This is a genomic window from Pseudanabaena biceps PCC 7429, assembly GCF_000332215.1.
In the GTDB taxonomy this organism is placed as follows: domain Bacteria; phylum Cyanobacteriota; class Cyanobacteriia; order Pseudanabaenales; family Pseudanabaenaceae; genus Pseudanabaena; species Pseudanabaena biceps.
Window position 1 is genome coordinate 1 of sequence record NZ_ALWB01000012.1, and the last position, 23961, is coordinate 23961.

At 37.8% G+C, this 23961-nt stretch carries 27 protein-coding genes and 1 tRNA gene; 21 read left to right on the top strand and 7 right to left on the bottom strand.

Translation table 11 applies throughout. The features are described from left to right. Nucleotides 1-104: 104 nt before the first annotated feature. The 3 genes from PSE7429_RS02605 to PSE7429_RS02615 form a co-directional block, all read right to left on the bottom strand. On the bottom strand, nt 105-644 hold the full coding sequence (locus PSE7429_RS02605) for a DJ-1 family glyoxalase III (RefSeq protein ID WP_009625492.1): 540 nt from the start codon (nt 642-644) through the stop codon (nt 105-107). A gap of 46 nt (nt 645-690) precedes the next feature. Next, the gene (locus PSE7429_RS02610) at nt 691-1122 is read right to left on the bottom strand and encodes a Fur family transcriptional regulator (protein ID WP_009625493.1); all 432 of its coding nucleotides are present in this window, start codon (nt 1120-1122) and stop codon (nt 691-693) included. Between the two features lie 149 nt (nt 1123-1271). Next, nucleotides 1272-2498, bottom strand: a complete 1227-nt coding sequence (locus PSE7429_RS02615) for a GNAT family N-acetyltransferase (protein ID WP_009625494.1) — start codon at nt 2496-2498, stop codon at nt 1272-1274. 375 nt (nt 2499-2873) lie between these two features. Between PSE7429_RS02615 and psbE the strand changes: the two genes are divergently transcribed. The 5 genes from psbE (at nt 2874) to PSE7429_RS02625 (ending at nt 4194) form a co-directional block, all read left to right on the top strand. Further along, nucleotides 2874-3116 carry a cytochrome b559 subunit alpha gene (gene psbE / locus PSE7429_RS02620; RefSeq protein ID WP_009625495.1) on the top strand — a complete coding sequence of 81 codons (243 nt, stop codon included), beginning with the start codon at nt 2874-2876 and terminating at the stop codon, nt 3114-3116. Between the two features lie 124 nt (nt 3117-3240). Next, nucleotides 3241-3372: a cytochrome b559 subunit beta gene (psbF, locus tag PSE7429_RS24110; RefSeq protein WP_173400647.1), complete on the top strand. Its 132-nt coding sequence runs from the start codon at nt 3241-3243 to the stop codon at nt 3370-3372. Nucleotides 3373-3427: 55 nt separating this feature from the next. Continuing rightward, nucleotides 3428-3544 (top strand): photosystem II reaction center protein L, encoded by a 117-nt coding sequence (locus PSE7429_RS24115; RefSeq protein WP_071590099.1) that lies wholly within the window; start codon nt 3428-3430, stop codon nt 3542-3544. 111 nt (nt 3545-3655) lie between these two features. After that, the gene (locus tag PSE7429_RS24120; RefSeq protein ID WP_009625496.1) at nt 3656-3775 is read left to right on the top strand and encodes a photosystem II reaction center protein J; all 120 of its coding nucleotides are present in this window, start codon (nt 3656-3658) and stop codon (nt 3773-3775) included. Between the two features lie 345 nt (nt 3776-4120). Next, a tRNA-Pro gene (locus tag PSE7429_RS02625) sits at nt 4121-4194 on the top strand. 44 nt (nt 4195-4238) lie between these two features. On the opposite strand, the gene PSE7429_RS02630 is transcribed toward PSE7429_RS02625, so the two are convergent. The 4 genes from PSE7429_RS02630 to PSE7429_RS02645 all read right to left on the bottom strand — a co-directional run bounded on the left by PSE7429_RS02630 (nt 4239) and on the right by PSE7429_RS02645 (nt 7245). Then, a complete protein-coding gene (locus tag PSE7429_RS02630; RefSeq protein ID WP_009625497.1) occupies nt 4239-4757 on the bottom strand; it encodes a rhodanese-like domain-containing protein in 519 nt (172 codons plus the stop codon). A gap of 73 nt (nt 4758-4830) precedes the next feature. Further along, nucleotides 4831-5610, bottom strand: a complete 780-nt coding sequence (locus PSE7429_RS02635) for a sterol desaturase family protein (RefSeq protein WP_100228870.1) — start codon at nt 5608-5610, stop codon at nt 4831-4833. A 24-nt stretch (nt 5611-5634) separates the two neighbouring features. Beyond that, on the bottom strand, nt 5635-6147 hold the full coding sequence (locus tag PSE7429_RS02640) for a pentapeptide repeat-containing protein (RefSeq protein WP_158467604.1): 513 nt from the start codon (nt 6145-6147) through the stop codon (nt 5635-5637). A 36-nt stretch (nt 6148-6183) separates the two neighbouring features. Then, nucleotides 6184-7245, bottom strand: a complete 1062-nt coding sequence (locus PSE7429_RS02645) for an IS701 family transposase (RefSeq protein ID WP_009625500.1) — start codon at nt 7243-7245, stop codon at nt 6184-6186. 79 nt (nt 7246-7324) lie between these two features. Between PSE7429_RS02645 and pseG the strand changes: the two genes are divergently transcribed. The 16 genes from pseG to PSE7429_RS02730 all read left to right on the top strand — a co-directional run bounded on the left by pseG (nt 7325) and on the right by PSE7429_RS02730 (nt 23934). Then, nucleotides 7325-8371, top strand: a complete 1047-nt coding sequence (gene pseG, locus PSE7429_RS02650; protein ID WP_009625501.1) for a UDP-2,4-diacetamido-2,4,6-trideoxy-beta-L-altropyranose hydrolase — start codon at nt 7325-7327, stop codon at nt 8369-8371. A gap of 21 nt (nt 8372-8392) precedes the next feature. After that, nucleotides 8393-8887: a GNAT family N-acetyltransferase gene (locus PSE7429_RS02655; RefSeq protein WP_009625502.1), complete on the top strand. Its 495-nt coding sequence runs from the start codon at nt 8393-8395 to the stop codon at nt 8885-8887. Then, nucleotides 8880-9563, top strand: a complete 684-nt coding sequence (locus tag PSE7429_RS02660) for a methionyl-tRNA formyltransferase (protein ID WP_009625503.1) — start codon at nt 8880-8882, stop codon at nt 9561-9563. Before PSE7429_RS02655 ends, PSE7429_RS02660 begins: the two co-directional genes overlap by 8 nt. A 2-nt stretch (nt 9564-9565) precedes the next feature. Further along, nucleotides 9566-10252, top strand: coding sequence for a PIG-L deacetylase family protein (locus tag PSE7429_RS02665; RefSeq protein WP_009625504.1), 687 nt, complete (start codon nt 9566-9568; stop codon nt 10250-10252). Then, nucleotides 10249-11301 carry a pseudaminic acid synthase gene (gene pseI / locus PSE7429_RS02670; RefSeq protein WP_009625505.1) on the top strand — a complete coding sequence of 351 codons (1053 nt, stop codon included), beginning with the start codon at nt 10249-10251 and terminating at the stop codon, nt 11299-11301. Before PSE7429_RS02665 ends, pseI begins: the two co-directional genes overlap by 4 nt. Nucleotides 11302-11304: 3 nt before the next feature. After that, the gene (locus PSE7429_RS02675; RefSeq protein WP_009625506.1) at nt 11305-13095 is read left to right on the top strand and encodes an ABC transporter ATP-binding protein; all 1791 of its coding nucleotides are present in this window, start codon (nt 11305-11307) and stop codon (nt 13093-13095) included. Between the two features lie 23 nt (nt 13096-13118). Further along, nucleotides 13119-14936 (top strand): hypothetical protein, encoded by a 1818-nt coding sequence (locus tag PSE7429_RS02680; RefSeq protein ID WP_009625507.1) that lies wholly within the window; start codon nt 13119-13121, stop codon nt 14934-14936. A 2-nt stretch (nt 14937-14938) separates the two neighbouring features. Continuing rightward, on the top strand, nt 14939-15979 hold the full coding sequence (locus PSE7429_RS02685) for a phytanoyl-CoA dioxygenase family protein (RefSeq protein ID WP_009625508.1): 1041 nt from the start codon (nt 14939-14941) through the stop codon (nt 15977-15979). A gap of 4 nt (nt 15980-15983) precedes the next feature. Continuing rightward, entirely contained in the window at nt 15984-17051 is a 1068-nt protein-coding gene (locus PSE7429_RS02690; RefSeq protein ID WP_009625509.1) for a class I SAM-dependent methyltransferase, read from the top strand. A 400-nt stretch (nt 17052-17451) separates the two neighbouring features. After that, nucleotides 17452-18042 carry a class I SAM-dependent methyltransferase gene (locus PSE7429_RS02700; protein WP_009625510.1) on the top strand — a complete coding sequence of 197 codons (591 nt, stop codon included), beginning with the start codon at nt 17452-17454 and terminating at the stop codon, nt 18040-18042. Between the two features lie 32 nt (nt 18043-18074). Further along, the gene (locus PSE7429_RS02705) at nt 18075-18998 is read left to right on the top strand and encodes a glycosyltransferase family protein (protein WP_009625511.1); all 924 of its coding nucleotides are present in this window, start codon (nt 18075-18077) and stop codon (nt 18996-18998) included. Nucleotides 18999-19007: 9 nt separating this feature from the next. Next, the gene (locus PSE7429_RS02710) at nt 19008-19787 is read left to right on the top strand and encodes a TylF/MycF/NovP-related O-methyltransferase (RefSeq protein WP_009625512.1); all 780 of its coding nucleotides are present in this window, start codon (nt 19008-19010) and stop codon (nt 19785-19787) included. Beyond that, on the top strand, nt 19784-20620 hold the full coding sequence (locus PSE7429_RS02715; RefSeq protein ID WP_009625513.1) for a class I SAM-dependent methyltransferase: 837 nt from the start codon (nt 19784-19786) through the stop codon (nt 20618-20620). Before PSE7429_RS02710 ends, PSE7429_RS02715 begins: the two co-directional genes overlap by 4 nt. Further along, nucleotides 20617-21885, top strand: a complete 1269-nt coding sequence (locus tag PSE7429_RS02720) for a glycosyltransferase family 4 protein (RefSeq protein ID WP_009625514.1) — start codon at nt 20617-20619, stop codon at nt 21883-21885. The genes PSE7429_RS02715 and PSE7429_RS02720 overlap by 4 nt, the downstream gene beginning before the upstream one ends. Continuing rightward, entirely contained in the window at nt 21882-22712 is an 831-nt protein-coding gene (locus PSE7429_RS02725) for a glycosyltransferase family 2 protein (RefSeq protein ID WP_009625515.1), read from the top strand. The genes PSE7429_RS02720 and PSE7429_RS02725 overlap by 4 nt, the downstream gene beginning before the upstream one ends. Continuing rightward, complete coding sequence (locus PSE7429_RS02730) at nt 22705-23934, top strand: glycosyltransferase family 4 protein (RefSeq protein ID WP_009625516.1); 1230 nt, start codon at nt 22705-22707, stop codon at nt 23932-23934. Before PSE7429_RS02725 ends, PSE7429_RS02730 begins: the two co-directional genes overlap by 8 nt. Nucleotides 23935-23961 lie beyond the last annotated feature (27 nt).

Genomic DNA, 23961 nt, shown 5'->3' on the forward strand with positions numbered 1-23961 from the left:
AGTTGCGCCCCTACGGGGCGCAACTTTATGGGTTTTAGTTTGTAATTAATCAATTAATCAACAATTAATCAAAAAGGAGGCAAATTTTATCGCTCAAGCCAGAATTAGACAAGCATATCCTGAGCCAGTTTGTTGGCGATCGCTTCATCTTGCAAAACTTCAACTAATTTGAGAGCAAAGACCATAGCCGTTCCAGCACCACGACTGGTAATCGCATTGCCATCTACAACGACAGCATCTGTTAAATATTCGCCAACTTCTAATTGCTCTTTGACTGCGGGAAAGGATGTAGCGCGTTTCCCCTTCAAGAGTCCTGCATCGGACAGAACCGTAGGAGCAGCACAGATAGCTGCAAAGAGCTTATTTACCTTTGCTTGAGCCTTGAGGATGGCGGCGATGCGTGGATCCTCTCGCAAGCGGAAAGTACCAGCCCCACCCGCAAGGACGATCGCATCAAATTTACTCGGCTCGACGCGATCGAGAGTTGTATCAGCAATTATGGCGATCGCATGGGCTCCCATTACCGTTAATTGGTCTAAGCTAGCCGTAATAACCTCTATATTGGCTCGACGCAACACATCAATAATTGTGACTGCTTCTATTTCTTCAAAGCCTTCAAATAGGGGAACGAGTACGCTAGACATAGTTTCTAGATATAGTTTCTAGATATTATAGTTTCTAGATATTGTTTTATAGATTAGCTGTTGTCTTTTGATTGGACTTTTGATTGGGTTCTTGATTGGGCTCTTGGCATTGAATACACAATCCAAAAAATTCAAGGGTGTGATAGTAAATTTGAAAAGTATGCTTTTTGGCTAGTTGATTGCCGAGATCGTGAATGGGGCAGCTATCAATGGGCAAGGATTTACCGCAATTTAGGCAATTGAGATGGTGTCTGTCCGTGGGTGTGACGCTATAAACGGTTTCACCATTGGGTAGGGTCAATGCTTTGATCATCCCTTGCATTTTTAAAGTATCGAGCGAACGATAGACCGTCGCCAGACCCACACTTTTTTCGCTGTTGCGTAATTCCGAGTGAATATCCTGCGCTGATATAGCGCGTTCGTGGTGTTGGAGGAGGTGGAGCACTCGTTCTTGACTGCGAGTGAGTTTTTCTTTCATGCTGTTAGATTTTGCCCAAGCAGATATTTTCTAAGTATAGCTATCGTCACTTGTAAGACGCTTCGCGTCGTCACTTGTCTTTTGGTTTTATGTCCGCACAAGACTAGCGAAAGCTATAGGTTTTTACTTGAGAATTGTTTAGAAATTAATTAGAACTTAAAAGGATTATAAATCAGACATGGTGTAAAGCATTTTTCTAGTCTTTCTCTGGTTGTGGCGGAGATTTCCGTAATCCATTGTTTGTGAATCGATTCGGCGATCGACTGCGTGCCATAAATCAAAGCTGAGATACCCGCGATTGTGGCGCAAAAATCGATCGCTAAGTCCCAAACTTCGCCATTGCCATAGCGTTTTACGGATAGGCTACCGCGATCGCTATGTACCCCAAATACGCCATCATTCCAATGGCAATGGGGATCACTAATGGCAAAGGTAAATGGCTCGCAGGCGATCGGCAAACCATGTAAAGCGCCCACGATATCGACCACTCTGACCATCCAAGGTGCGGTTATCGAAGCTTCGAGTCTGCCTGCGTCGCAAAGCCAGCCGTGAATATTAGTATTTAGAGGCAATGGTATTTTCACTTGATGAATTTGATCGCGATGGCTGGCAAAAAAATGGAGCAGCCGATCTCGGGATGCTAAATCCGTCCAAAATATTGATGAAATCTCGATCTGGCGATCGGCGATCGGCAAGTTTTCACCGCTATCAATGGCATAAATTGCCATGGCAACAGGCTGGCAATCGCGTTTTACCAATACACAAAGTTTTTGTCGATGTAAATGCCACCATTGATCGTAGGTAAAATTCGTAATCGCCACCCCGTGACTATGGGGCAAAAGCAATGGCGATCGCAGGTTTTCGTAAAGGAAGTTAGATAAAATGTCCTTGACTTCGGTGGCAGGAATTCGCTCACAGGTCAAGTGGGCGGAATTGGATAATTTTAAATAATGGGCTAAAGAAGCAATAGGAATCGTGATTTCATGGGTGGGATTAGCGATCGCATAGCCTAAGGAAGCATAGAAACTCTCCTTAAACGGAGCCAGCATACTCACGCAAATTCCTTGCATCCGCATATCTAAAAAAGCACTTTTCATCAAAGCTTTGACACAGCCTTGATTGCGATATTCAGGATAGGTCCACACGCCACCGATGCCCCCCATCGCTTTGAGACTACCCCTTATCGACTGTTGAAAACTGAAACATTGCAAAGCAGCGGCAATCTTGCCATCGATTTCTGCCACCAATACCTCTTCTGGATTAATAGCCGTCAAGTGCGATCGGGGGAGATCTTGATTCGTCCAACGAGAGTAGGCGTATAAATCCCCCTTGAGAATTTCTAATCGCTCGTTATTATTGATTTTACGGATTTTCATTAAATTTTTATAAAATTAAAAATTAAGAGCATGAGGATTTTGGAAACCTACTCTCCATTAATAAGGTAAGGATGGCGGAGCACAGCCCAGTCCATCCTTACCGATCTAGTACTAAATAGCTGGGCATAATTAAAACCCAGAATCAAAACCTGTAGCGCACGCTGCGCTTGCGCTACAGGTTTTGGGGTTTGATATTTAATTGCGCCTAGCTACTTACCAAAAATAAAAATTGATTTTGAGGAAAGTCTATTACAGGTAGGCTTTCCTTAAAATCAATTTTCATAACTAGCAGCGTGGGATGGATGGCAAGTAGGTACAATAGTAAATTATTATTTAAGATAAAGATTTTAAACATCACACATTTAGAGGACTGTTATGGCAGGTACTACTGGAGAACGCCCATTTTCCGACATTATTACTAGCGTTCGTTATTGGCTAATCCATAGCCTTACAATCCCTGCGCTATTTTTGGCAGGTTGGCTATTTGTAAGCACAGGCTTAGCCTATGACGTATTTGGAACCCCACGCCCCAATGAGTACTACGGTCAAGATCGTCAGACCGCTCCTCTTGTCACCGATCGCTATAATCCCGCTAAAGATATCCAGTTGGGCAAATAATCCTTATTTATTCGTTTTTATTCGTTATTTTCCAGCTATTAACTAAAGCTCTAAATTAACGGTAAATTCTGTCAAATCTGTCAAATTAACGCGCCCCATCAACGTATTTACTAAATTAATAACTATGGCAAGCAACAACAACCAACCCGTTCAATATCCTGTATTCACCTTCCGTTGGCTAGCAGTCCACGGTTTGGGCGTTCCTACCGTATTTTTTATCGGTGCGATCGCAGCAATGCAGTTCATTAGCCGCTAATATTTCTTTTCCCGATATCATCCAGAAACAAACCCCAAAATAAGACTACTTAACTATGGCTCCTAAAAATCCTAACAGCCAACCTGTAGAGTTGAATCGTACTTCTCTCTTCTTGGGACTATTGCTAATTTTCGTAACTGTTTTACTTTTTTCCAGCTATTTCTTCAACTAATTTCCTGTAGAGCCCGCTTAAAGGAATCTCAAGTTCTTGAATAATCTCTAATTTCTCCATTCAATTTGCAATTCATTTCATAAAAATTATTTTTATTTGGAGGTTTAATTCATGCTTCAAAATGGACGTATTCCACTTTGGTTAGTAGCAACTGTTGCTGGTACTGGCGTACTAGTTGTTGTCGGTCTATTCTTCTATGGTTCTTACGTTGGTCTTGGCTCTGCTAGCTAGATATCAATTAAAAAGAAGAGGGGGGCGCTTTGCCTCCCCTCTTCTTTTTCTTTTTTTATAGCTACAGTCACTTGACCAAATCTCAAGTATGAATGGCGGCGCTTTGCGCCGCCATTCATACTTGCCGTTTATGTCCTAATAAAGTTGACGGCAGCTATAGTTGATATATCTATAGTCAGTAATGCTAGGACAAACATCAAACCCAATAGAGAGTTGCGGCGCGAAGCGCCGCAACTCTCTATCGGGTTTGATGTCCTGACTTAAGTGAATATAGCTATAAAATTTCAAGCTCAAAAAATTATTTTGTAAATTTAACGCGCAATGTAGTATCATGGTTATTCGGAACGGGATGTAGCGCAGCTTGGTAGCGCGCCTGCTTTGGGAGCAGGATGCCGTAGGTTCGAATCCTATCATCCCGACTTAAAAAGAAAAAAATTTCAAAAGCGCCAAAACTGGCGCTTTTTTATTTTGTAGCTAAGACTGACAAATCCTGCGATCGCCCAAATTGCTTGCGCCATGCCGTAATACCACCCGTCAACGTTAATGCTTGATAGCCGCGATCGCGAAGTTGTTTGTTCGCCTTAATCGATCGCATTCCTGAAGTACAGTACAAAATCACCATTGGCTTTTCTTGATGAGTTTTTTCATAAGTCTGCAAGATCGCCTTCAGTTGTAGAATCCCAGAACCTGACTCAATATCCACCAATGGCAATAGCGAGCTGTTGCCAATCCGATCTTCTTGATATTCTTCAGGCGATCGCACATCGATTAAAACTACAGATCTGAGTTTGCCACTAGCCAACTCCTCAACAGAAATTTGCGGCGTACTAAAGCTTTGCAAATACACTGGCAAACTCATTTGATGTTGGTATGCATCAATGCTCAAAATCCCCGCAGTAGCAAATAACAACGATCCAGCTAAGGCTAAGGGGATTAAATATCTACGCTTAGAGACAAATTCCTGAAAATCACTTGTCTGCATTTTTTACTCCAATTTTTGGTAGTGCTAAATAGGTAGGGATGGGCGGCGCGAAGCGCCGCCTATCCCTACCTATTTAGTTTTTTCTGTTTAGAACCACCCAATTTTTAAACGGATAAATTAAATGATTAAAATAATTTGTTGTGGTATTTAATTTGGTTCCATATTGTTTTGGTTGTTTATTCTCAGGCATATACAAAGTTCCAAATATATAATCAAGAATTGGTAACTGTACAGCTAGATTTTGAGCGCTTTTCTGTGGATAGCGATCATGATGCCAACTATGAAATTCTGGCGTAGCAATAATCCATTTTAAAATCGGAAACTTCACTCGAATATTGGCATGGATAAAAAAGGCGATCGCGCTCGAAAAAACTATATAAATTGCCAAAGCCTCTGATGAAAACCCTAGAAAGTAAAGGGGAATCATCTGACAAGCCTTCGTCAAAATCTGCTCGAAAGGATGGACACGTACTGTGGCAAGCCAATCAATATGAGTAGAGCTATGATGGATTGAGTGAAATCGCCATAACCAAGGCACAGTATGCAATAGCCGATGCACAAAATAAAAACACAAATCGCCAATAAATATAGCGGCAATTACTTGTAAAACAAGAGGCTGTTGACAAACAAATTGAGACATTATCGGTATTGATTTTTGACTCAACAGTACAAATACAATCAATAACTTTGTTGTGCCATGACCAATGAAATAGCCAGAAAAATAATAGCAAATATCTGTAAACCAACCTTCACGGAATAGCTTTTGATGATGAATTGACAATACTTTTTCAATCGGTACGAATACAAAGATCAGGATTAGTATTCCTTTGATAACGTCAGGTATTTCCATCATTCTAATCACTAATTCTGCTCATAGTTAATTATGCACAGTCAACTTCTCAATCTCTGGATTTATTTCAGGATGTTTAGCGATCGCCTCATTTCCATCTGAAAAACCTTTAGGAAACTTGCAATTTTTAAAAGTTGCACCATACCAATCCACACCTTGCAGATTTGCATCTAAAAAATCACAATTTTCTAAATTTGCATTTACAAATCGCGCATTTTCTAAATTTGCGCCACGAAAAGAAGTCATTGCAGCCATTTTGACTTTTGTAAAATGTAGATTAAAAGCCTTGGTTGCCAAAACAGCAGGCAAAAGTGCAAGTACGGCAAATAAGATTGCATAGTGAATTTCGTGATGTTCGAGCCAGCTATAGCCAGCCGAAATTGCGGACGAAACTCCTACTGCCATCCATACCATGCCCACTGCGATCGCCCCTTTTGTATAGCCCAGATATAGCCCAAAAAGAGATATCACAAACGCGGCAAACATCACGACTGGGGCGACTAGCGCCAAAGCAGTAGAGTTAATAGCCGCGATCACCATTAACCCAATTAGCCCCATGCATATATAGAATAGAAGTTACGCATTGACAGAAGGGAGAAGATTTGCAGGTAGGAGATAATTGTAATCAGCTAAGTTTTCCATGACAAAAGAACGAATGACATCATTGAACAAATTACGCTTGAGGGCATAGCAATTCGTAATTAAATTGTGAATACAACGCAACTGCAAATGGACAAAAGCGGAAATAGCAGCAAAGATATGATTGGAGATAGCCACAGTCTGTCTAACGAAGAAACGCTCAATATTGGCAACTTGTTTAACAGTTCTGTGGAAAGATTCAATCTGCCAATGCAGATCATGGATGTCCAAGAATTGAGCCCGAGTAATCTCAGCAATTTTGTCAGGGTCAGGTCGGTAGATGATGTAGTGACGGAACTCGTTTTTGAAAACCGTTCTAAACACCTTGACCAAACCAAACCCCTTAAGATGCATCTCTATTCCAGTATAGGGAATTTCGCAGTTTGATACCGAAGAATATGCGGTTGCATCTGCACTCAAGGAGACTGAGCGATTTTTTTCAATGCCAAACAGAAACCCAAGTTCATAGTGTTTGATGTACTCAAGATTCTCGGCACTGGCATACCAACTATCACCTGTGACAAATGCTGGTTTCAGTCCCCATGCGATGACTTCGGCAAGCATCTCCCGAAAATATTCATTCTTGGTCTTGCCCTCTTCTTTGTTATAAATACGGTAATTGACAGGAAAAGCACGTCCGTCAATATCGGTGTAGTACAGGGTGATGAGATTAATCCCCTTCACCACTTTCTTGTGTTTACCTGACCAGAAATAGCTGATTAGCGGTGCTTTGCTGGTATTACTGTAGGGTTTATCTAGCACTGTATCATCGACACTCAGTACTCCTCCCTCTTTCTTGATGTTTGGCTCTACGCTTTGGTAGAGGTCTTTTCCTGTATAGCTTTCCCGTAGCAAAAATCGGTTCACACTATCATGAGACACTTCTTTGAGGATCTCGCCTAACCTCACACAACTTACCTGTTTTGGTTCTGACAGTAAAAACAAGATGTACTTGTTCAAGTCACATTTTGCCGTTGATGGTTTGCTGATTTCCCTCATTTTTGCTATGGCTATTGCTGGCTAACTCAATGCCTATTTTCTCCCTTTTGTCAATGCGTAACTTCTATACTATATTCACATGATAATAAAAAAACTCATAATTCGAGCTGATGCTTCTATCCAAGTTGGGACAGGGCATGTGATGCGTTGCTTAGCACTAGCGCAGGCATGGCAGGATAAAGGAGGAGAGGTAATATTTATATTAGCCAATAAATCTACTGCCCTAGAAAATAGATTGCGATCAGAGGGAATGAAAGTTGTTCATTTATTGGTTAAAACTGGGAGTAATGAAGATGTAAATCAAACTGTAGATTTTGCTCAAAAATTTAATGCTCAATGGATAGTTGTAGATGGCTATCACTTTGGGGCAAAATATCAAAAATATATCAAAGATTTTGGTATTAATTTATTATTCATCGATGACTATGGTCATACGGATTATTACTATGCTGATCTAGTCTTAAACCAAAATATCTCGGCGCATAAAGATTTATATCAAAGCCGAGAAATATATACTCAATTATTATTAGGTACTCAGTATGTTTTACTCAGACGAGAGTTTTGGCAATGGCGGGATTGGCAAAGAGCAATCAACCCGATCGCTCGTAAGTTATTAATTACATTTGGGGGAAGTGACCCTGACAATGTGACACTTAAAGTAATTCAAGCTTTAGAGGGTTTAAATAGAGATGATTTAGCAGTCATTGTTGTAATTGGAGGCAGTAATCCTCATCATGAAGTTTTACAGAAAGAAATTGCCAATTCAAGCCTAGCAATCTCCTTGCAACGCAATGTTAGCAATATGCCTGAGTTGATGGCTTGGGCTGATCTTGCGATCACAGCAGGTGGATCAACTAATTGGGAACTTGCTTTTATGGGTTTGCCAAGTATTGTTATTACCGTTGCAGAGAATCAAAAAGAGATCGCTACTGAATTAGATACTCAAGGCATTATTATTCATATAGGTTGGTATCAGCAAATCACGCTCGAAAAAATTGGGATAGCCTTACAAGAGTTCATATATGATCAATCTAAGAGAGCCGAAATGAGCCAAAAAGGGAAAAAATTAGTCAATGGATATGGGGCAGTCCACGTTACATCAAAGATTGCTAATATATTATCCTAGTTTCAAAAGAATATAAGCCTGATGTGTCTACCAGAAGAATTTTTAAAATTAAGAAGAGTTAATGAGCAAGATTGTGAAATCCTGTGGAATTGGGTAAATGATCCAGCAGTTAGATCGTCTTCTTTTTTCTCAGATCTAATTTCATGGGAAGAGCATGTAAAGTGGTTTATAAATAAACTTGATTTAATAAACTGTTACTACTTCATTGCATTAAATAATCACGATAAACCAATAGGTCAAATCCGTTTTGATGTTAATAGTCAGTTACAAGCAGAAGTAGATATTAGTATTGATATACAAGAAAGAGGTAAAGGCTATGCAAGTCATTTAATTAAATTATCAGTCGAACATTTATTTGCTCATACACTTGTCAAATCTATTAATGCATTTATTAAATCTGACAATCAAGCATCCATAAAATCATTTCAAAAAGCTGGTTTTAGGTATATTGGCATAGAGAAAATTCGAGAAAAGTATTTTGCATTACATTATATTGCGGTAAAAAACAATGAATAATTATATAGTGGTTGGTAGCAAACCTTGGAATTATAGAATCTATAATGAAATCATTAAAAATTATCAAGGCAAATGGCATTTTATACAGCTACCAGAAATGCTAAATATTGATGAAATCAACAAAATAAATCCACGCTATATTTTCTTTCTCCACTGGTCTTGGAAAGTTCATGACGAGTTAATTAATAAGTATGAATGTGTCTGTTTTCACATGACGGATGTTCCTTACGGGAGAGGAGGTAGTCCATTACAAAATTTAATTATTCAAGGTTATCAAAACACCAAATTAACTGCATTACAAATGACCCAAGAGTTTGATGCTGGTGCAATTTATTATCAAGAAAATTTATGTTTGGCTGGTAATGCAGAAGAAATTTATATTCGTGCCACTTATCTTTCTGCTCAGATGATTGAATATATTATTCAAAATGAACCATGTCCAGTGGAGCAAAAAGGCGAAGTGACACTTTTTAAACGCCGTGAACCTGCTGAAAGTGAAATCCCTGAAATGCAATCTCTTCAGAATTTATATGATTTTGTTAGGATGTTAGATGCTGAAGGATATCCTCATGCATACATTCAGCATCAAGGCTTCCAATATAGTTTTAGAAGAGCAGCTTTATATGATGGTCATATTGTCGCAGATGTAGTTATTACTCCTTTACAGAAAATATAATAATGAATATTTTAGTTGTTGCAGCTCATCCTGATGATGAAGTGCTTGGATGTGGTGGCGCGATCGCAAAACATATTCAACAAGGTGATAAAGTTCATATTTTGATATTAGCGGAGGGTGTAACCAGTCGAAAATCAGAACGAAATAGAGATGATTTTCAAGCTGAGCTATCTGCCCTAGAAATTGTAGCAAATAAAGTTAGCCATTTATTAGGAGTAAGCTCTTTATCCATGCATGATTTTCCTGATAATCGAATGGATAGTTGTGAGCTTTTAGATATCGTCAAATTTATTGAAAAATCAATTGAGCAATATCAGCCACAGATTATTTATACCCATCATAGTGGAGATGTAAATATTGATCATCGTTGTATTCACCAAGCAGTTGTAACAGCTTGTCGTCCAATCCCAAATCATCCAGTTCATACATTGCTATTTTTTGAAATTCCTTCTAGTACAGAATGGCAAACGCCATCATCTGCGGTACCTTTCACACCTAACTGGTTTGTCGATATTTCAGAAACGCTTGTTCTCAAACTTGAAGCCCTAGAAGCTTATGAATCGGAAATGCGTTCTTATCCTCATCCGCGATCACTAGAAGCTGTTGAATATTTAGCGCGTTGGCGAGGTGCTACTATTGGGGTGAAGGCTGCAGAAGCATTTATGTTAGGTAGGCATTCAATAAGATGAAAGCTATTGAAATTCAGGGACAAAAAATTGGGACAGATTATGCCCCTTTCATAATTGCGGAGATGTCAGGCAATCACAATCAATCCCTAGAAAGAGCCTTAGAAATTGTGGAAGCCGCAGCCAAAACTGGTGCTCATGGACTCAAAATCCAAACCTACACTGCGGACACCATGACTTTAGATATCAATGAAGGTGAGTTTTTTATTAACGATCCTCAAAGTCTTTGGCAAGGCAATTCTCTCTATAAACTCTATCAACAAGCCTACACACCTTGGGAATGGCATAAACCTATATTTGATCGCTGCAAAGAATTAGGAATTATTGGTTTCAGTACGCCCTTTGATGCTACTGCCGTTGATTTCCTTGAATCCTTAGATGTGCCTTGTTACAAAATTGCTTCCTTTGAAAATACTGATATCCCACTCATCCGCAAAGTTGCCAGCACTGGTAAACCGATGATTATTTCTACAGGTCTGGCAACTGTTGCTGAGATAGATGAAACGGTAAGAATGGCTAGAAACTCAGGAGGTGAAGATCTGGTGCTGCTTAAATGTACAAGTACCTATCCTGCTGAGCCAGCAAATACAAACATTTTAACAATTCCTCATTTACGTGAATTGTTTGGTACTCAGGTGGGATTATCCGATCACACTATGGGTATTGGTGTAGCTATTGCTAGTGTGGCATTGGGAGCAACGGTAATCGAAAAGCATTTTACGCTAAGTCGTGCTGATGGTGGCGTGGACTCAACTTTTTCGATGGAACCAGAAGAGATGCGCCAATTAGTGATTGAAACTGAGAGAGCATGGTTATCTTTGGGTAAGATTAGTTATGGGGTCACGGAAGCTGAGAAAAAATCCTCAATGTTTAGGCGATCGCTATACATTACTCAAGATATAAAAAAAGGCGATATATTAACATCCAAAAATCTCAAAGCTATCCGTCCAGGTCTAGGATTAACACCAAAATACTATGATGTTTTATTGGGGAAAATAGTCAATCAAGATATAAAAAAAGGAACTCCCGTGAGTTGGGAAATATTGGCTTAGAGCATGGATAAATTATTTAGAAAAACTCTTTACCTATTTAGCGATCACGAAAAAATCCAGATTGGACTGATATTTCTAATGATGCTTATCGGTGCGGGATTGGAGACGCTGGGCGTTGGGCTGATTCCGCCATTTGTCGCGCTATTAGGTAATCCCGAAATTATCGGGCAGAAGCAAATCTTAAGTTGGCTTTATCACCAATTAGGAGCAAATTCTCATCAAATATTTCTGTTATGGGTGAGTATGGCACTTCTAGGTATTTATTTATTTAAAAATGCTTATCTTTCGATTCTGACCTACTGGCAATATTACTTTCTATACAAAAAGCAGATTGCTCTGTCTAGTCGTCTCCTACAATCATATCTACATAGTCCTTACACATTTCATCTTCAAAGGAACTCAGCCGATCTAGTTCGCAATGTTACTTCTGAAATACCATTAATTTTTTCAGGTGTAATTGTGCCAATGCTAATTTTAATTACTGAGATGATGGTAATGAGTTGTATTGTGCTTTTACTAGCGATCGCTGAACCTATATCATCAGCGATCGCTGCTGTATTTTTGGGGATATCGATATTTTGGTTAAATAGAACGATTCGTAAACAGATGCGTGGACAAGGATTGATTCGTCAAGAGCAAAGTGGGCAGATGGTGCAATGGGTTAATCAAAGTCTTGGTGGAATCAAGGAAACTAAGGTGTTAGGCCGAGAAAAATTTTTTCTGGATGCATTTACAAGAAGTACAGAAGCTTTTGGTAAAGCTAATTTCTTTGTGGGGCTTGCCACTCAATTACCAAATCTATTTATCGATACAGTACTAATCGCGGCTGTATTGTTAATTGTGATTTTTAGCCTCATCCAAGATAGAGAGATTCAGTCTATTTTACCAATGCTGTCTTTATTTGCGATCGCGGCTTTACGTTTGATGCCATCAGCTAAGCGCATTATCTCTACAATTACGACTATTCGCTATTCTAAAGATGCTGTTGATGTGATCCACCATGATCTCATATCTCTAGACACTCCATCAACTTCATCATTAGTCAAATCATCTCCAACATCATCACACCTATTTCAAAAGTCAATCGAACTAAAAGATATCCATTATCAATACCCTAATGCTTCTAATCCATCATTGTTAGGTATTTCTCTGTCAATTACCAAGGGACAAGCAATCGCCTTTGTCGGAGCATCAGGTTCGGGTAAAACAACACTTATTGATGTTCTTTTAGGGTTGCTAACACCTAGCCAAGGTGAAATCCTAGTTGATGGTAAAAATATTCTTACTAATCTTGAAAGTTGGCAACAACAAATTGGGTATATTCCTCAAAGTATCTATCTTTCCGACGACACAATTCGTAATAATATCGCCTTTGGTTTAGTCACCGATGAAATTAAAGAAGAACAAGTATGGGATGCTCTCAAAGCGGCTCAATTAGAAGAATTAGTGCTTAGTTTACCTGATCAGCTAGATACTCTAGTTGGTGAGCGTGGAATTCGCTTATCGGGTGGTCAACGTCAGCGGATTGGCATCGCGAGGGCGCTATATCATAATCCAGAAGTGATTATCATGGACGAGGCTACTGCTGCTTTAGACAATACAACCGAGCGAGAGTTTATGCAGGCTTTAGAAGCAATGAGCGGACATAAAACGATGATTATGATTGCTCATCGCCTGACTACTGTCAAAAACTGCGATCAACTCTATTTGATTAAAGATGGTACCGTGGCGGATATGGGAACTTACGACTCGCTCTTATCAAAAAACAAAGAATTCCAAGTAATGTCTCAATAGCACATCGAGAAGGCTTCCTAAAAATGAAAAATAGTCTCAAAATTATCTTTTTCGCTCCTCATACAGCGACTTGGGTCACAGCTTTTCCTGAAGCGCTCATAGCAGAAACTTTGCTACAAGAAGGACACGAAATCATTTACATAACCTGCGGCGAATTGTTCAACAACTATTGCGTTTGCATGAGTGCGTATGGACTGTCACAGGACTCTCCTACTATAGATAAAAATGATATTTGTCTAACTTGTAATACAAATAAAAAGGTGATCAGACAAAACTTTAAATTTGAAGGATATGACTTAATAGATAAATTAACTTTGGATGATGTTAGTTTAATTGAATCTACTATTAGCAAAGTTACAAAAGAAAATTTTTGGGATTTGTCAATAGCAAATCTAGAGATAGGAAAATTTGCTCTTTACGAAGTCTTATTGAAACACAAAAAATCCAACTTAGTCTTTTCAGATAATGAGTGGTCAAGTTACCTTTCAGCCTTAAAAAATACTCTAGCTTCATTTCTTGCATGTCGCCATATTTTAGATCAAGAAAAACCAGATCGGGTAATTACTTATAATTCACTTTACTCAGTCAACCGAGTTTTTCTGGGGCTAGCACAACTTCAAGGTATCTCAACTTATTTTTTACATGCTGGAGCAAATCTATCAGACAGACTCGAAACCATCTTGATTGGCAAGAATTCCACTTTTAGTTTTTATCAAGAACTTAAAAATTATTGGACTATATATCAGAATCAGGCTTGTTCCCAGAAACTAGTCAAAAAAGTAACAGATCATTTTTTGAGCTTATTTGATGGTCAGCATTTCTTAGTGTACTCGCTGCCTAGAAAGGGTAGTCCCATAGATATAAGATTACATTTTGGGATTCAAGAAAATCAAAAGATTCTTGTCGCGACGATGAGCAGTTATGATGAAATATTTGCAGCTGAGATGTCTGGAGTCATATCCAATGAACATGATTTAATATTTCCCAAACAAATTGATTGGATCAAATCATTAGTTGATTTTGCAGAAAGTCGTCCTGATTTATTTTTAATTGTTAGATTACATCCTAGAGAATTTCCTAACCGCAGAGATTCAGTTAAGGCGGCACATGCCTTAGCCATACAAGAATTATTACAAAATTCGCCTAAAAATGTCAGAGCCAATTATCCCAGCGACAACATATCTCTCTATGACTTGGCTGAACACACAGATTTATGTCTTAATGCTTGGTCTAGTGCTGGTGAAGAAATGAGCTTTTTAGGAATTCCAGTAGTTATTTACTCACGCGAACTAATGTTTTATCCACCTGACTTACATTATGTTGCTACTAGTAAAAATGACTTTTTCTCTAAAATTGATGAAGCTTTAGCTGATGGCTGGGATTTTGAAAGAATAAGAATGGGATACCGTTGGCATGTCTTAAAACTAGAACGATGTGCATTTAATATTTCTGAAAGTTTTACTTCTGAAGAATCAAGCATTCAAAGTAGAAACAAACACATATCACCATTAAGTATAGTTAAAAAGTTTTATACTAAGGCTAGAGCTAAGTTATCATCAAATTACAAGCTAAAATACAACTATAATAAGCGAACTAATGACTGTCACAATCGAGCTAACTGTTTAAAATCTAGCAATCAAATAAACTCTTTGATTGCTGAAAGTAAAAATACAATGCTTGATTTACCTCAAACAGATCATGAAGTTGTTTCCTCTGAACAAGAAACTCTATATATAAAAGAAGAGATTATGCGTTTGATTAAGGTTCTTTACAGGTATTATCCTTCTTTAGTACAACCAAACACATTAAGAGAAAAATTACTGAAACTAATCAATGAATAGTTATGTTGTTAAAGAAAAAGCTCAAATCATGGTTCAAACCACTTAAATCTTTAAGCAGTATCATATCGATACTTAAAGGGGCATTTGTTTATAAAATAACTGGTGTAACCCCTGAAAAAGCATATCTCAGCTTGATAAGCCTCTATTGTTTAACCAATGGATACTCTAATGCTTTTCTATCATGGCTTTTGAAATTACAACGACATCGCTATATATTTCCTCACGCAAATGGTGTGTTAGGAGATCTGGATAGTACCCAAATACATAGGGTTGTTCAAGAAATTAGGGAAAATGGATATTATGTCTTTGATCGGCTTTTGTCAGTAGATATATGCGATACGCTTATTTCTCTTGCATTAACTAAAGAATGTAATCTAAGAAGCTCTTTAGACGCAGATATAAAGATGTCAATTTACGATCGCACTAATCCCATTGCCGTCACATACTGGTTAAAAGAAGAGGATTTAATCGCTAATCCAGATGTTCAAGCGTTAATGGCGGATTTGTCCATTTTGGCGATCGCTCAAGCTTATCTAGAAACTCAACCAATTTTAGATATTGTAACTATGTGGTGGAGTACCGCTTTGTCCAAGACAGCCTGTACTGACTCTGCTCAACTTTATCACTTTGACATGGATAGAATTAAATGGCTGAAGTTTTTTATTTATTTGACTGATGTAACAAGCGATAATGGTCCACATTGTTATATTGCTGGTTCTCATCAAATTGGTGGTAAACCTAGAGAACTTTTAAATCTTGGCTATACGAGAATATCTGATGAGGACATGATCAAGTTTTATCCCCAAGAGAAATTTGTGGAAGTTACAGCTCCCAAAGGCACTATAGTCGCGGGCGATACTTTGTGTTTTCATAAGGGGAAGCCTCTACAGAAAGGCGATCGACTTGTACTCGAACTAGAATTTACGAATAGTTTATTTGGAGGAAGTTACCAAAAAGTCGAGTTAAAAGATATCAACAATAGTAATTTATCTGAATCGGTAAAAAATTATAGTCGAGCTTTTCAAAAATTTATTCTAAACTAAAACGATGAGTAACTTAGAGCTAATTCCCTGTCCACTATGTGGAAACCATAGTGACTTTGAATCTTTAAATCTTAACTATAAAGATGAACATATCGCTAATTATGGAAGTCTATATGCAGGGAAACAAAAAAGTGAATGGAAAATCTGCTCTCAATGTGGATTTGTTCATCAGAATCCACGCCCATCTAAAGAGGATTTAAATCAGTTTTACCTAAATTCTAGTTATCATAGTAATAAAATCCCTCAATCCTATTTTTTGGAGAATGGTAAGCACTATGTTGATTTTGCTAGATGGTATTACTTAGATAAGATTCAATATGCGATTACCAATGCCAACCTAAAGGATTCAGGAAAAGTGTTTGATATTGGTGCTGGACATGGAGGCGTACTAAAGGTTTTTTATCAAGATTTGGGTTGGCAAGTATACGGTGTTGAACCTGATAAACACCTATTTGACTATGCAACTAATTATCTTGGGATAACATCTATTCAAAATACAATATTAGATAGTAATACTGAAATTGGAGAGCAAGTAGATTTAGTCTTTAGTAATCATGCATTTGAACATTTTGCGGACTTAGATCAGGTAATGCTAGGTATCAAAAAAATACTTAAACCTGGTGGCTATGTATTTACAGCTATCCCAACCTACTACCAAAATCGTTCAGATTTATCTCTACAGTGGATGAATTCTTCTCATTACTCTATATTTACAGACAAATCTCTCAATCAATTATTCTCTAAATATGGCTTTGAGGAAGTAACTCATACATATCGTGGTTGGAATAAAGAGATTGATGACTTGTGGCACCTAGCCAAGTTTACGGGAGCTTCAATAGAGCCAAATTCATTCCATGAAAATTATTCTAAAGTAAAAGATTACATTAATATTACTAATCCTATCAACTCTGTTATTAATTATCCGATCTATTCTAATTATGCGAAGAGAATTGTGACTATTAACATTTTTAAGCGGAGATTACATTTCCTAAAACGCAATCTGAAGTTGTTGTTCACTTCGCCTAAGCTAGCGATCGCTAATATCAAAGAAAAATTATTCAACAAAAGTTAGATCGATGATAACAAGATTAAACGCAGGATTGGTAGTTACTGGCAAAATATATGTCATTTAGATATTAAACTTCTTAAACAAGGTAAAGGATTTCAAGAAGGGCAATATTTTTATCAAAACCAGTACATAGACTTTCAAATTAAGCAAGGAGATAAAGTCTTGGATATGGAATGGGAACCCAGCGAAAGACGAGATATGGATACTATGGGTACTGATTATTTCTTTCATCAGTATCATTCCAAACAGAAAAATCTTTTTCAAGATTTGATGTAGAATAATCGCGATCTTATTGTAAAGTTGTTTGTATACAACTAGAGTTTGAATAGAAACCAATCGATTGTTTTTAGATTTTCAACAAAGTAGAAGCCACAATGATTATCAATCCACATAAAGTTAATTTATGAAACAGCAACTTCGTCTTATTAAAAATCTAATAGCTAAGAAAAAGCTCCAGCTTCAGATACTGTGTTCTCAAGAAATTAATTTAATTATAGGATCATCCCATACTTCCTATTCAAACTGGATTCCATCGGAACAAAGTAATTTGGATATTAGTAAACATCATCAATTTCAAGAAGTTTTAAATGGTAAAAAAATTCACAGATTATTAGCTGAACATGTTCTTGAACATATAGATTTGGATGATTTACAAAAGGCTTTGGATAACATCCATTATTTTTTAGTGTCTGGAGGGAGTTTTCGTATCGCCGTACCAGATGGATTACATCCAGATCCTAGCTACATTGAAAGGGTTAAAATAGGCTGTGATGATCACAAACAATTATTTAACTATCAACAACTTAGCAAGTTATTAAGTAATCATGGATTTAAGGATAATTTAATTGAGTATTGGGATGAGCAAGGAGAATTTCACACAACATATCAGAATCATGACGGTTATGGATATATTAGAAGAAGTTTTATCAATGACCCCAGAAATCCTGACGGCTATCCGCATTACACCTCATTGATTATTGATGCAATCAAATAATATATCTTTTCAAATACACTTAAGCTTTAGCTATGGATTCTCAATTATTAACTCCAGTAGTCTTTATAATATTTAATCGACCAGATACTACAAAAATTGTATTTGAGGCAATTCGTCAAGCAAAACCTCAAACTTTACTTGTTATAGCTGATGGTCCACGTCCAAGTCACTTTAGTGATGTAGAAAAATGCGAGGCTACTCGTTCAATAATTGAAGGTGTGGATTGGGAATGTAATATTTTAAAAAATTACTCGGATATTAATCTAGGCTGCAAGCAGAGAGTTTCTAGTGGATTAGATTGGGTATTTGATAGTTTTGAATCAGCAATTATTCTTGAAGATGATTGTTTGCCAGACCCAACATTCTTTCGTTTCTGCTCAGAACTCTTAAATCAATATGCAGATGATGAGCGCATTATGGTGATTTCTGGTAACAACTTTCAGTTTGGAAGAAGACGTACAGAAAACAGTTACTATTTTTCTGCATTTACTCACTGTTGGGGTTGGGCTACCTGGCGTAGAGCATGGCAACATTACGATATTGAAATGAAGCTATGGCCCACGGTGAGAGATAATGGCTGGCTAAAAGACATTTTACACTTTAAATATGCCATAAGTTATTGGGAATATATCTTTCAGTCTGTTTTTGATGATTTGATTAATAGTTGGGCTTATAGATGGCTTTTTACTTGCTGGATGCAGGGTGGATTGACTGTTATTCCTAATATCAATCTAGTATCTAATATTGGCTTTAATAATGAAGCTACTCACACAAAAAGGGTTAATCACATTGCTAACATACCTACAGAAAGAATGGGCTTTCCACTTTTACACCCGCAATTTTTGATTCGCGACACTCAATCTGACAACTTGACACAAAAAAATATTTTTCGTTTAAGTATATTAAAATTCATCAAAATCAAAATCAAAAAAGCTCTAAATTCAATCACAAAATAAACACTAAAAATGACTGCTAACTTAACTGATCTTATTAAACAAATAACAAGAAATTTCGGCTTTGATATAGTCAGATATCACAAGTCTCTCTCTCATTCCAGCCTTCCTCCAGATTTTGATCAAGATACTATTGACACAATTTTTCGGGTAAACGGCTTTACTCAAACTTCACCCGAACGGCTTTTTACTCTTTGCGAAGCTGTTCGATACATTGTAACCCATAAAATATCTGGCGATATTGTTGAATGTGGTGTTTGGAAAGGTGGAAGCATTATGGCGATCGCTTATACATTAATGCAATTATCTGAAAGTGATCGCAGTCTTTATTTGTTTGATACATTTGAAGGCATGACAGAGCCAACTGATAAGGACATTTCTAATGCTGGTGAGTACGCATCTGATCTTCTAAAAAGAAGTAAGAAAGAAGATCAAAAATCAATATGGTGTTACTCAAACATAGAAGAAGTACGCGCATCTGTGTTGACTACTGGCTATAGTCGTGACAAAATTCACTTTGTCAAGGGAAAGGTTGAAGATACTATTCCTGAACAAGCTCCACAACTGATTTCTTTACTTCGTTTAGATACTGATTGGTATGAGTCAACACGCCATGAACTTATCCATCTTTTTCCCCGTATAGCTCCTTTTGGGGTAATCATTATCGATGATTATGGGCATTGGCAAGGAGTTAGAAAAGCTGTAGATGAATATATTCAAGAAAACAACATTAAAATATTGCTTAACCGAGTTGATTACACGGGTAGAATTGGAGTAGTGAGTCCAAGATGAAATATTTAAACATTGGGTGTGGCGAACTTTTTGATTATTCTTGGACAAACATTGATATTACATCCAATTCTGCAATGGTACTATCCCATAATATTATCAAAGGATTACCATTTCAAAAATGTTCATTTGATATTTGTTACAGTTCTCATGTACTTGAGCATCTCACGCAAGATCAAGCTAAAAACCTTTTGATTGAATGTATGAGAGTTCTTAAACCAGATGGGATTATTAGATTGGTTGTGCCTGATTTGGAAGTGATCGCTAGAAATTATCTTTTAGCATTAGAGAGATCTCTATCGGGAAATATAGAAGCTCAGGCGGATTATAAATGGATGATGTTAGAGCTTTTTGATCAAATGGTGCGTGAATTTGACGGTGGTGAGATGGGGAAATATTTATCACGTTCTGACTTATCAAATCGTGAATTTATTCTCTCTCGCATCGGTTATGAAGCTGAACAATTTTGGAAAAAGCAAGGAGAAAATTTAAGTAGTAAACCCAATTTAATCAAGAAGTTAAGTTCTAAAAATTTTGGGTTGTTAGTTCAGAAGCTAAGAATTGTGATTGCCAAGTTTTTGGTACTCATAATTGCAGGTAAAGAAAGTGCTAAAGCCTTTGATATAGGACTATTTCGTAACTCAGGAGAGGTTCACCAGTGGATGTATGATCGCTTTTCATTGGCTATATTGCTAGAAGAATGTGGATTTGTAAATATTAGGGTATGTCAAGCTCACGAAAGTCGCATCCCTGATTTTAATAGCTATGGCTTGGATGTAATCGATGGTAAGGTTCGGAAACCAGACTCACTTTTTATAGAAGCTTGTAAACCATGAAAGTTTTGCTATGTAGTAGCTATGATATTGGAGGTGGCGCGGCACGTTCGGCCTATAGATTACATCGAGGTTTGCAGGGCTTGCAAATTAATAGCCAAGTATTGGTGCAAACTAAGTTGAGTGATGACTTTAAAGTTCTTTCAGGTAACAGCAAACTATCAAAAGGATTGGCTAAACTCAGACCAACTCTAGATCGATTGCCTTTACATCTATACCCTAAACGAGATCGCACCGTATTTTCTCCTCAATGGTTGCCCAACTCACTAGATTCCCTAATCATTGAAACCTCCCCAGAAATAATTAACTTACATTGGATTTGCGATGGATTTATGCCAATTAAGTCCCTTCGCCAATTCAAGCAGCCGCTAGTCTGGACTTTACATGATATGTGGGCTTTTACGGGGGGATGTCACTATAGTTATGACTGCGATCGCTATCAACAATCCTGTGGCAATTGTCCACAACTCTATAGCCACCGAGAAAATGATTTATCACATCAAATCTGGCAACAAAAGTTGAAATATTGGCGGGATATTGACTTCCATATCGTTACCCCCAGTCACTGGTTGGCTAAGTGTGCAGAATCTAGCCCTCTATTCACAAATCTAGCGATAGAAGTAATTCCTAATGGATTAGATTTAGGAATCTATAAGCCTATTAATCGTCAATTAGCCAGACAAATTTTGAACTTGCCGCTAAACTCGAAGCTAATCCTGTTTGGGGCGATGAGCGCGACTAGTGATCGCCGCAAAGGATTACATTTGCTACAGCCTGCCCTACAAAAACTACGACGATCGCTTGATATTACAGAATCTCTTACAGAAATATTGATTATGGGAGCCTCTCAGCCCAATTCACCCTTAGATTTTGGACTAAACTCTCATTATCTCGGTAAACTGAGTGATGATGTCTCCCTTGCTTTGGTTTACAGTGCCGCCGATGTATTCGTTGCCCCATCCCTACAGGACAACCTCGCAAACACCGTCCTTGAAGCGATCGCCTGTGGGATTCCTGTCGTCGCTTTTGACATAGGAGGGATGTCTGATATGATTACCCATCAACACAATGGCTATCTGGCAAAACCTTTTAATACAGATGACTTTACCAAAGGAATTAGCTGGATTTTAGAAGACGGCTCTCGTTATCTAAAACTATCGCATCAAGCCAGAGAGAAAGCAGAAAAAGAGTTTTCATTAGAACTACAAGCAAAGCGTTACTTGAATTTATTTGAAGGAGTTTTGGCTAATCGAGCTGTGAATATATGAAACAGTCAATTTATATTATTATTCCCGTTTATAATCGTAAGTCTATTACTCTGACTTGTCTAGAGAACTTAAAAGCTAATGGCGATTTGCAAAAATATCATGTGATTGTTATTGATGATGGCTCTAGCGATCGCACATCTGAAGAAGTTGGCGCAAACTATCCTGAAGTGATTATTCTCAAAGGTGATGGTAATTTGTGGTGGACGGGGGCTATGGCTTTAGGAATGACCTATGCCTATGAAAGAGGAGCCAAAAATTTTATCTGGTTAAATGACGATAGCTTACCTGCAATCAATACGTTAGATTTAATAGTAAATTTTTTGCAAGAGTATCCCAATTCAATTGTTGGCGCAGCTTGTTACGTGGAAACAGGACAGCTAGTAGAGACAGGTTTTAAAGGACGACAAAGAATGAAAGCCTTAGCAAATGAAACAATAAAAGTTGATGGCTTAAGTGGTTATTGTGTTGGTATCGCTGCAAGTATATTTAAAGAAATTGGCGCACCCGATGCTATCAAATTTCGCCAATATGCAGGAGATGGGATGTATACTCTCAAAGCTACTAGGGCTGGATTTAAAGCTTATATCTTAGGGAGTGCAAAAGTAATATTAGCTGAGGAAAAAGATCCGATCCATAACTTTACCAATTACATCCAAAAAATCAAAGAATATAAAGAATATACTTTTAAATCTATTTTTTGGAACTATAAATCTCCCTATCATTTACCAACGCAGTTTTATTACCATATCTATAAATATGGTTATTTAACTGGCTTACCACTATTTATAATTAAAGCAACTTCTTGGGTAATTCGTTTCTATGTCTAAACCCCTCCATATTGTGATGGTTCACGATCGCTATCAATATGTTGGCGGTGAAGATGTCTCGACTGATGCTGATGTAGAACTATTGCGCGAATACGGTCATCAAGTGACGCTAATTGAAGTTCATAATGACATTATTAAGGCTTTTTCTCAATTCGAGAAACTTAAACTATTTGCTGAAACAGCTTGGAATTTTAAGGTGTATCGCGAGATGCAATCGCAATTCCAAACACTCAAGCCAGATCTCGTTCATGTTCAGAACTTCTTTCCCCTATTTTCTCCTTCCGTCCATGCGGCAGCGCGATCACTAAATATCCCCACAGTGCAACATCTCCATAACTTCCGTTTAGGCTGTTTAAATGGATATTTGCTCAAAGATGGCAAAATTTGTGAAGCCTGTGTTGGGCGAAATCCTTGGCGGGGAATAGTTTATGGCTGTTATCGCAAATCTCTGGTTGCTTCTGTTGCGGTTTGGACAATGGTGACAGTCAATCGATGGCGACGCACTTGGACGCAGGATGTTAATGCATTTATTACTCCTAGCCATTTTGCAGCGCAAAAACTTATAGAAATTGGTATTCCTAGCGATCTCCTGTATGTGAAGCCTTATGTCATTAACCCTACCAATCATCTTAATAATCTCAATCATGCAGAGCATCAAGACATTCAAATAGAGCCAAGATCTGCTGATATGATTAATTTTCTCTTTGTGGGGCGATTATCCCCAGAAAAAGGCGTAATCACTTTATTAAAAGCATGGTCAGAATTGAATAGAACTGATTGGCAGTTAAAAATTGTTGGAGAAGGTGATCAGAAGCTTATTTTACAGAGCTTTGTGAAGGATTATGGTCTTACAAATGTTCAATTTTTAGGATACTTACCACCTTCCCAAATTGCAGAAGTTATGCAAACGGCAACCGCAATCGTTGTTCCTTCCCAATGGTATGAAACCTTTGGGCGGGTTGTAGTTGAGGCTTTTGCCTGTGGGAAACCCGTTCTCGCTTCCGAAATGGGGGCTTTAGCAGAGTTAATTACTCCTGAGTATAATGGATTTCTGATTCCCAGCGATCGCCTGAGCGCATGGATTGAAAAACTATACTGGTGTGGCACAAATCCTGAAGCAATGCGCACTATCGGTAAGAATGCATATCAGACTTACCAAGAACTTTACACCCGTTCTACTAACTATCAGCAATTAATGGCAATATATGGTGCAGTTCTATAACTATCGTCACCCAAGAGGAGCGAACCG

Bases quoted from the DNA above. Each gene is read 5' to 3' on its own strand.
- PSE7429_RS02605 (WP_009625492.1), bottom strand. From the start codon at position 644: ATGTCTAGCGTACTCGTTCCCCTATTTGAAGGCTTTGAAGAAATAGAA.
- PSE7429_RS02610 (WP_009625493.1), bottom strand. From the start codon at position 1,122: ATGAAAGAAAAACTCACTCGCAGTCAAGAACGAGTGCTCCACCTCCTC.
- PSE7429_RS02615 (WP_009625494.1), bottom strand. From the start codon at position 2,498: ATGAAAATCCGTAAAATCAATAATAACGAGCGATTAGAAATTCTCAAG.
- psbE (WP_009625495.1), top strand. From the start codon at position 2,874: ATGGCAGGTACTACTGGAGAACGCCCATTTTCCGACATTATTACTAGC.
- psbF (WP_173400647.1), top strand. From the start codon at position 3,241: ATGGCAAGCAACAACAACCAACCCGTTCAATATCCTGTATTCACCTTC.
- PSE7429_RS24115 (WP_071590099.1), top strand. From the start codon at position 3,428: ATGGCTCCTAAAAATCCTAACAGCCAACCTGTAGAGTTGAATCGTACT.
- PSE7429_RS24120 (WP_009625496.1), top strand. From the start codon at position 3,656: ATGCTTCAAAATGGACGTATTCCACTTTGGTTAGTAGCAACTGTTGCT.
- PSE7429_RS02630 (WP_009625497.1), bottom strand. From the start codon at position 4,757: ATGCAGACAAGTGATTTTCAGGAATTTGTCTCTAAGCGTAGATATTTA.
- PSE7429_RS02635 (WP_100228870.1), bottom strand. From the start codon at position 5,610: ATGATGGAAATACCTGACGTTATCAAAGGAATACTAATCCTGATCTTT.
- PSE7429_RS02640 (WP_158467604.1), bottom strand. From the start codon at position 6,147: ATGGTGATCGCGGCTATTAACTCTACTGCTTTGGCGCTAGTCGCCCCA.
- PSE7429_RS02645 (WP_009625500.1), bottom strand. From the start codon at position 7,245: ATGAGGGAAATCAGCAAACCATCAACGGCAAAATGTGACTTGAACAAG.
- pseG (WP_009625501.1), top strand. From the start codon at position 7,325: ATGATAATAAAAAAACTCATAATTCGAGCTGATGCTTCTATCCAAGTT.
- PSE7429_RS02655 (WP_009625502.1), top strand. From the start codon at position 8,393: ATGTGTCTACCAGAAGAATTTTTAAAATTAAGAAGAGTTAATGAGCAA.
- PSE7429_RS02660 (WP_009625503.1), top strand. From the start codon at position 8,880: ATGAATAATTATATAGTGGTTGGTAGCAAACCTTGGAATTATAGAATC.
- PSE7429_RS02665 (WP_009625504.1), top strand. From the start codon at position 9,566: ATGAATATTTTAGTTGTTGCAGCTCATCCTGATGATGAAGTGCTTGGA.
- pseI (WP_009625505.1), top strand. From the start codon at position 10,249: ATGAAAGCTATTGAAATTCAGGGACAAAAAATTGGGACAGATTATGCC.
- PSE7429_RS02675 (WP_009625506.1), top strand. From the start codon at position 11,305: ATGGATAAATTATTTAGAAAAACTCTTTACCTATTTAGCGATCACGAA.
- PSE7429_RS02680 (WP_009625507.1), top strand. From the start codon at position 13,119: ATGAAAAATAGTCTCAAAATTATCTTTTTCGCTCCTCATACAGCGACT.
- PSE7429_RS02685 (WP_009625508.1), top strand. From the start codon at position 14,939: ATGTTGTTAAAGAAAAAGCTCAAATCATGGTTCAAACCACTTAAATCT.
- PSE7429_RS02690 (WP_009625509.1), top strand. From the start codon at position 15,984: ATGAGTAACTTAGAGCTAATTCCCTGTCCACTATGTGGAAACCATAGT.
- PSE7429_RS02700 (WP_009625510.1), top strand. From the start codon at position 17,452: ATGAAACAGCAACTTCGTCTTATTAAAAATCTAATAGCTAAGAAAAAG.
- PSE7429_RS02705 (WP_009625511.1), top strand. From the start codon at position 18,075: ATGGATTCTCAATTATTAACTCCAGTAGTCTTTATAATATTTAATCGA.
- PSE7429_RS02710 (WP_009625512.1), top strand. From the start codon at position 19,008: ATGACTGCTAACTTAACTGATCTTATTAAACAAATAACAAGAAATTTC.
- PSE7429_RS02715 (WP_009625513.1), top strand. From the start codon at position 19,784: ATGAAATATTTAAACATTGGGTGTGGCGAACTTTTTGATTATTCTTGG.
- PSE7429_RS02720 (WP_009625514.1), top strand. From the start codon at position 20,617: ATGAAAGTTTTGCTATGTAGTAGCTATGATATTGGAGGTGGCGCGGCA.
- PSE7429_RS02725 (WP_009625515.1), top strand. From the start codon at position 21,882: ATGAAACAGTCAATTTATATTATTATTCCCGTTTATAATCGTAAGTCT.
- PSE7429_RS02730 (WP_009625516.1), top strand. From the start codon at position 22,705: ATGTCTAAACCCCTCCATATTGTGATGGTTCACGATCGCTATCAATAT.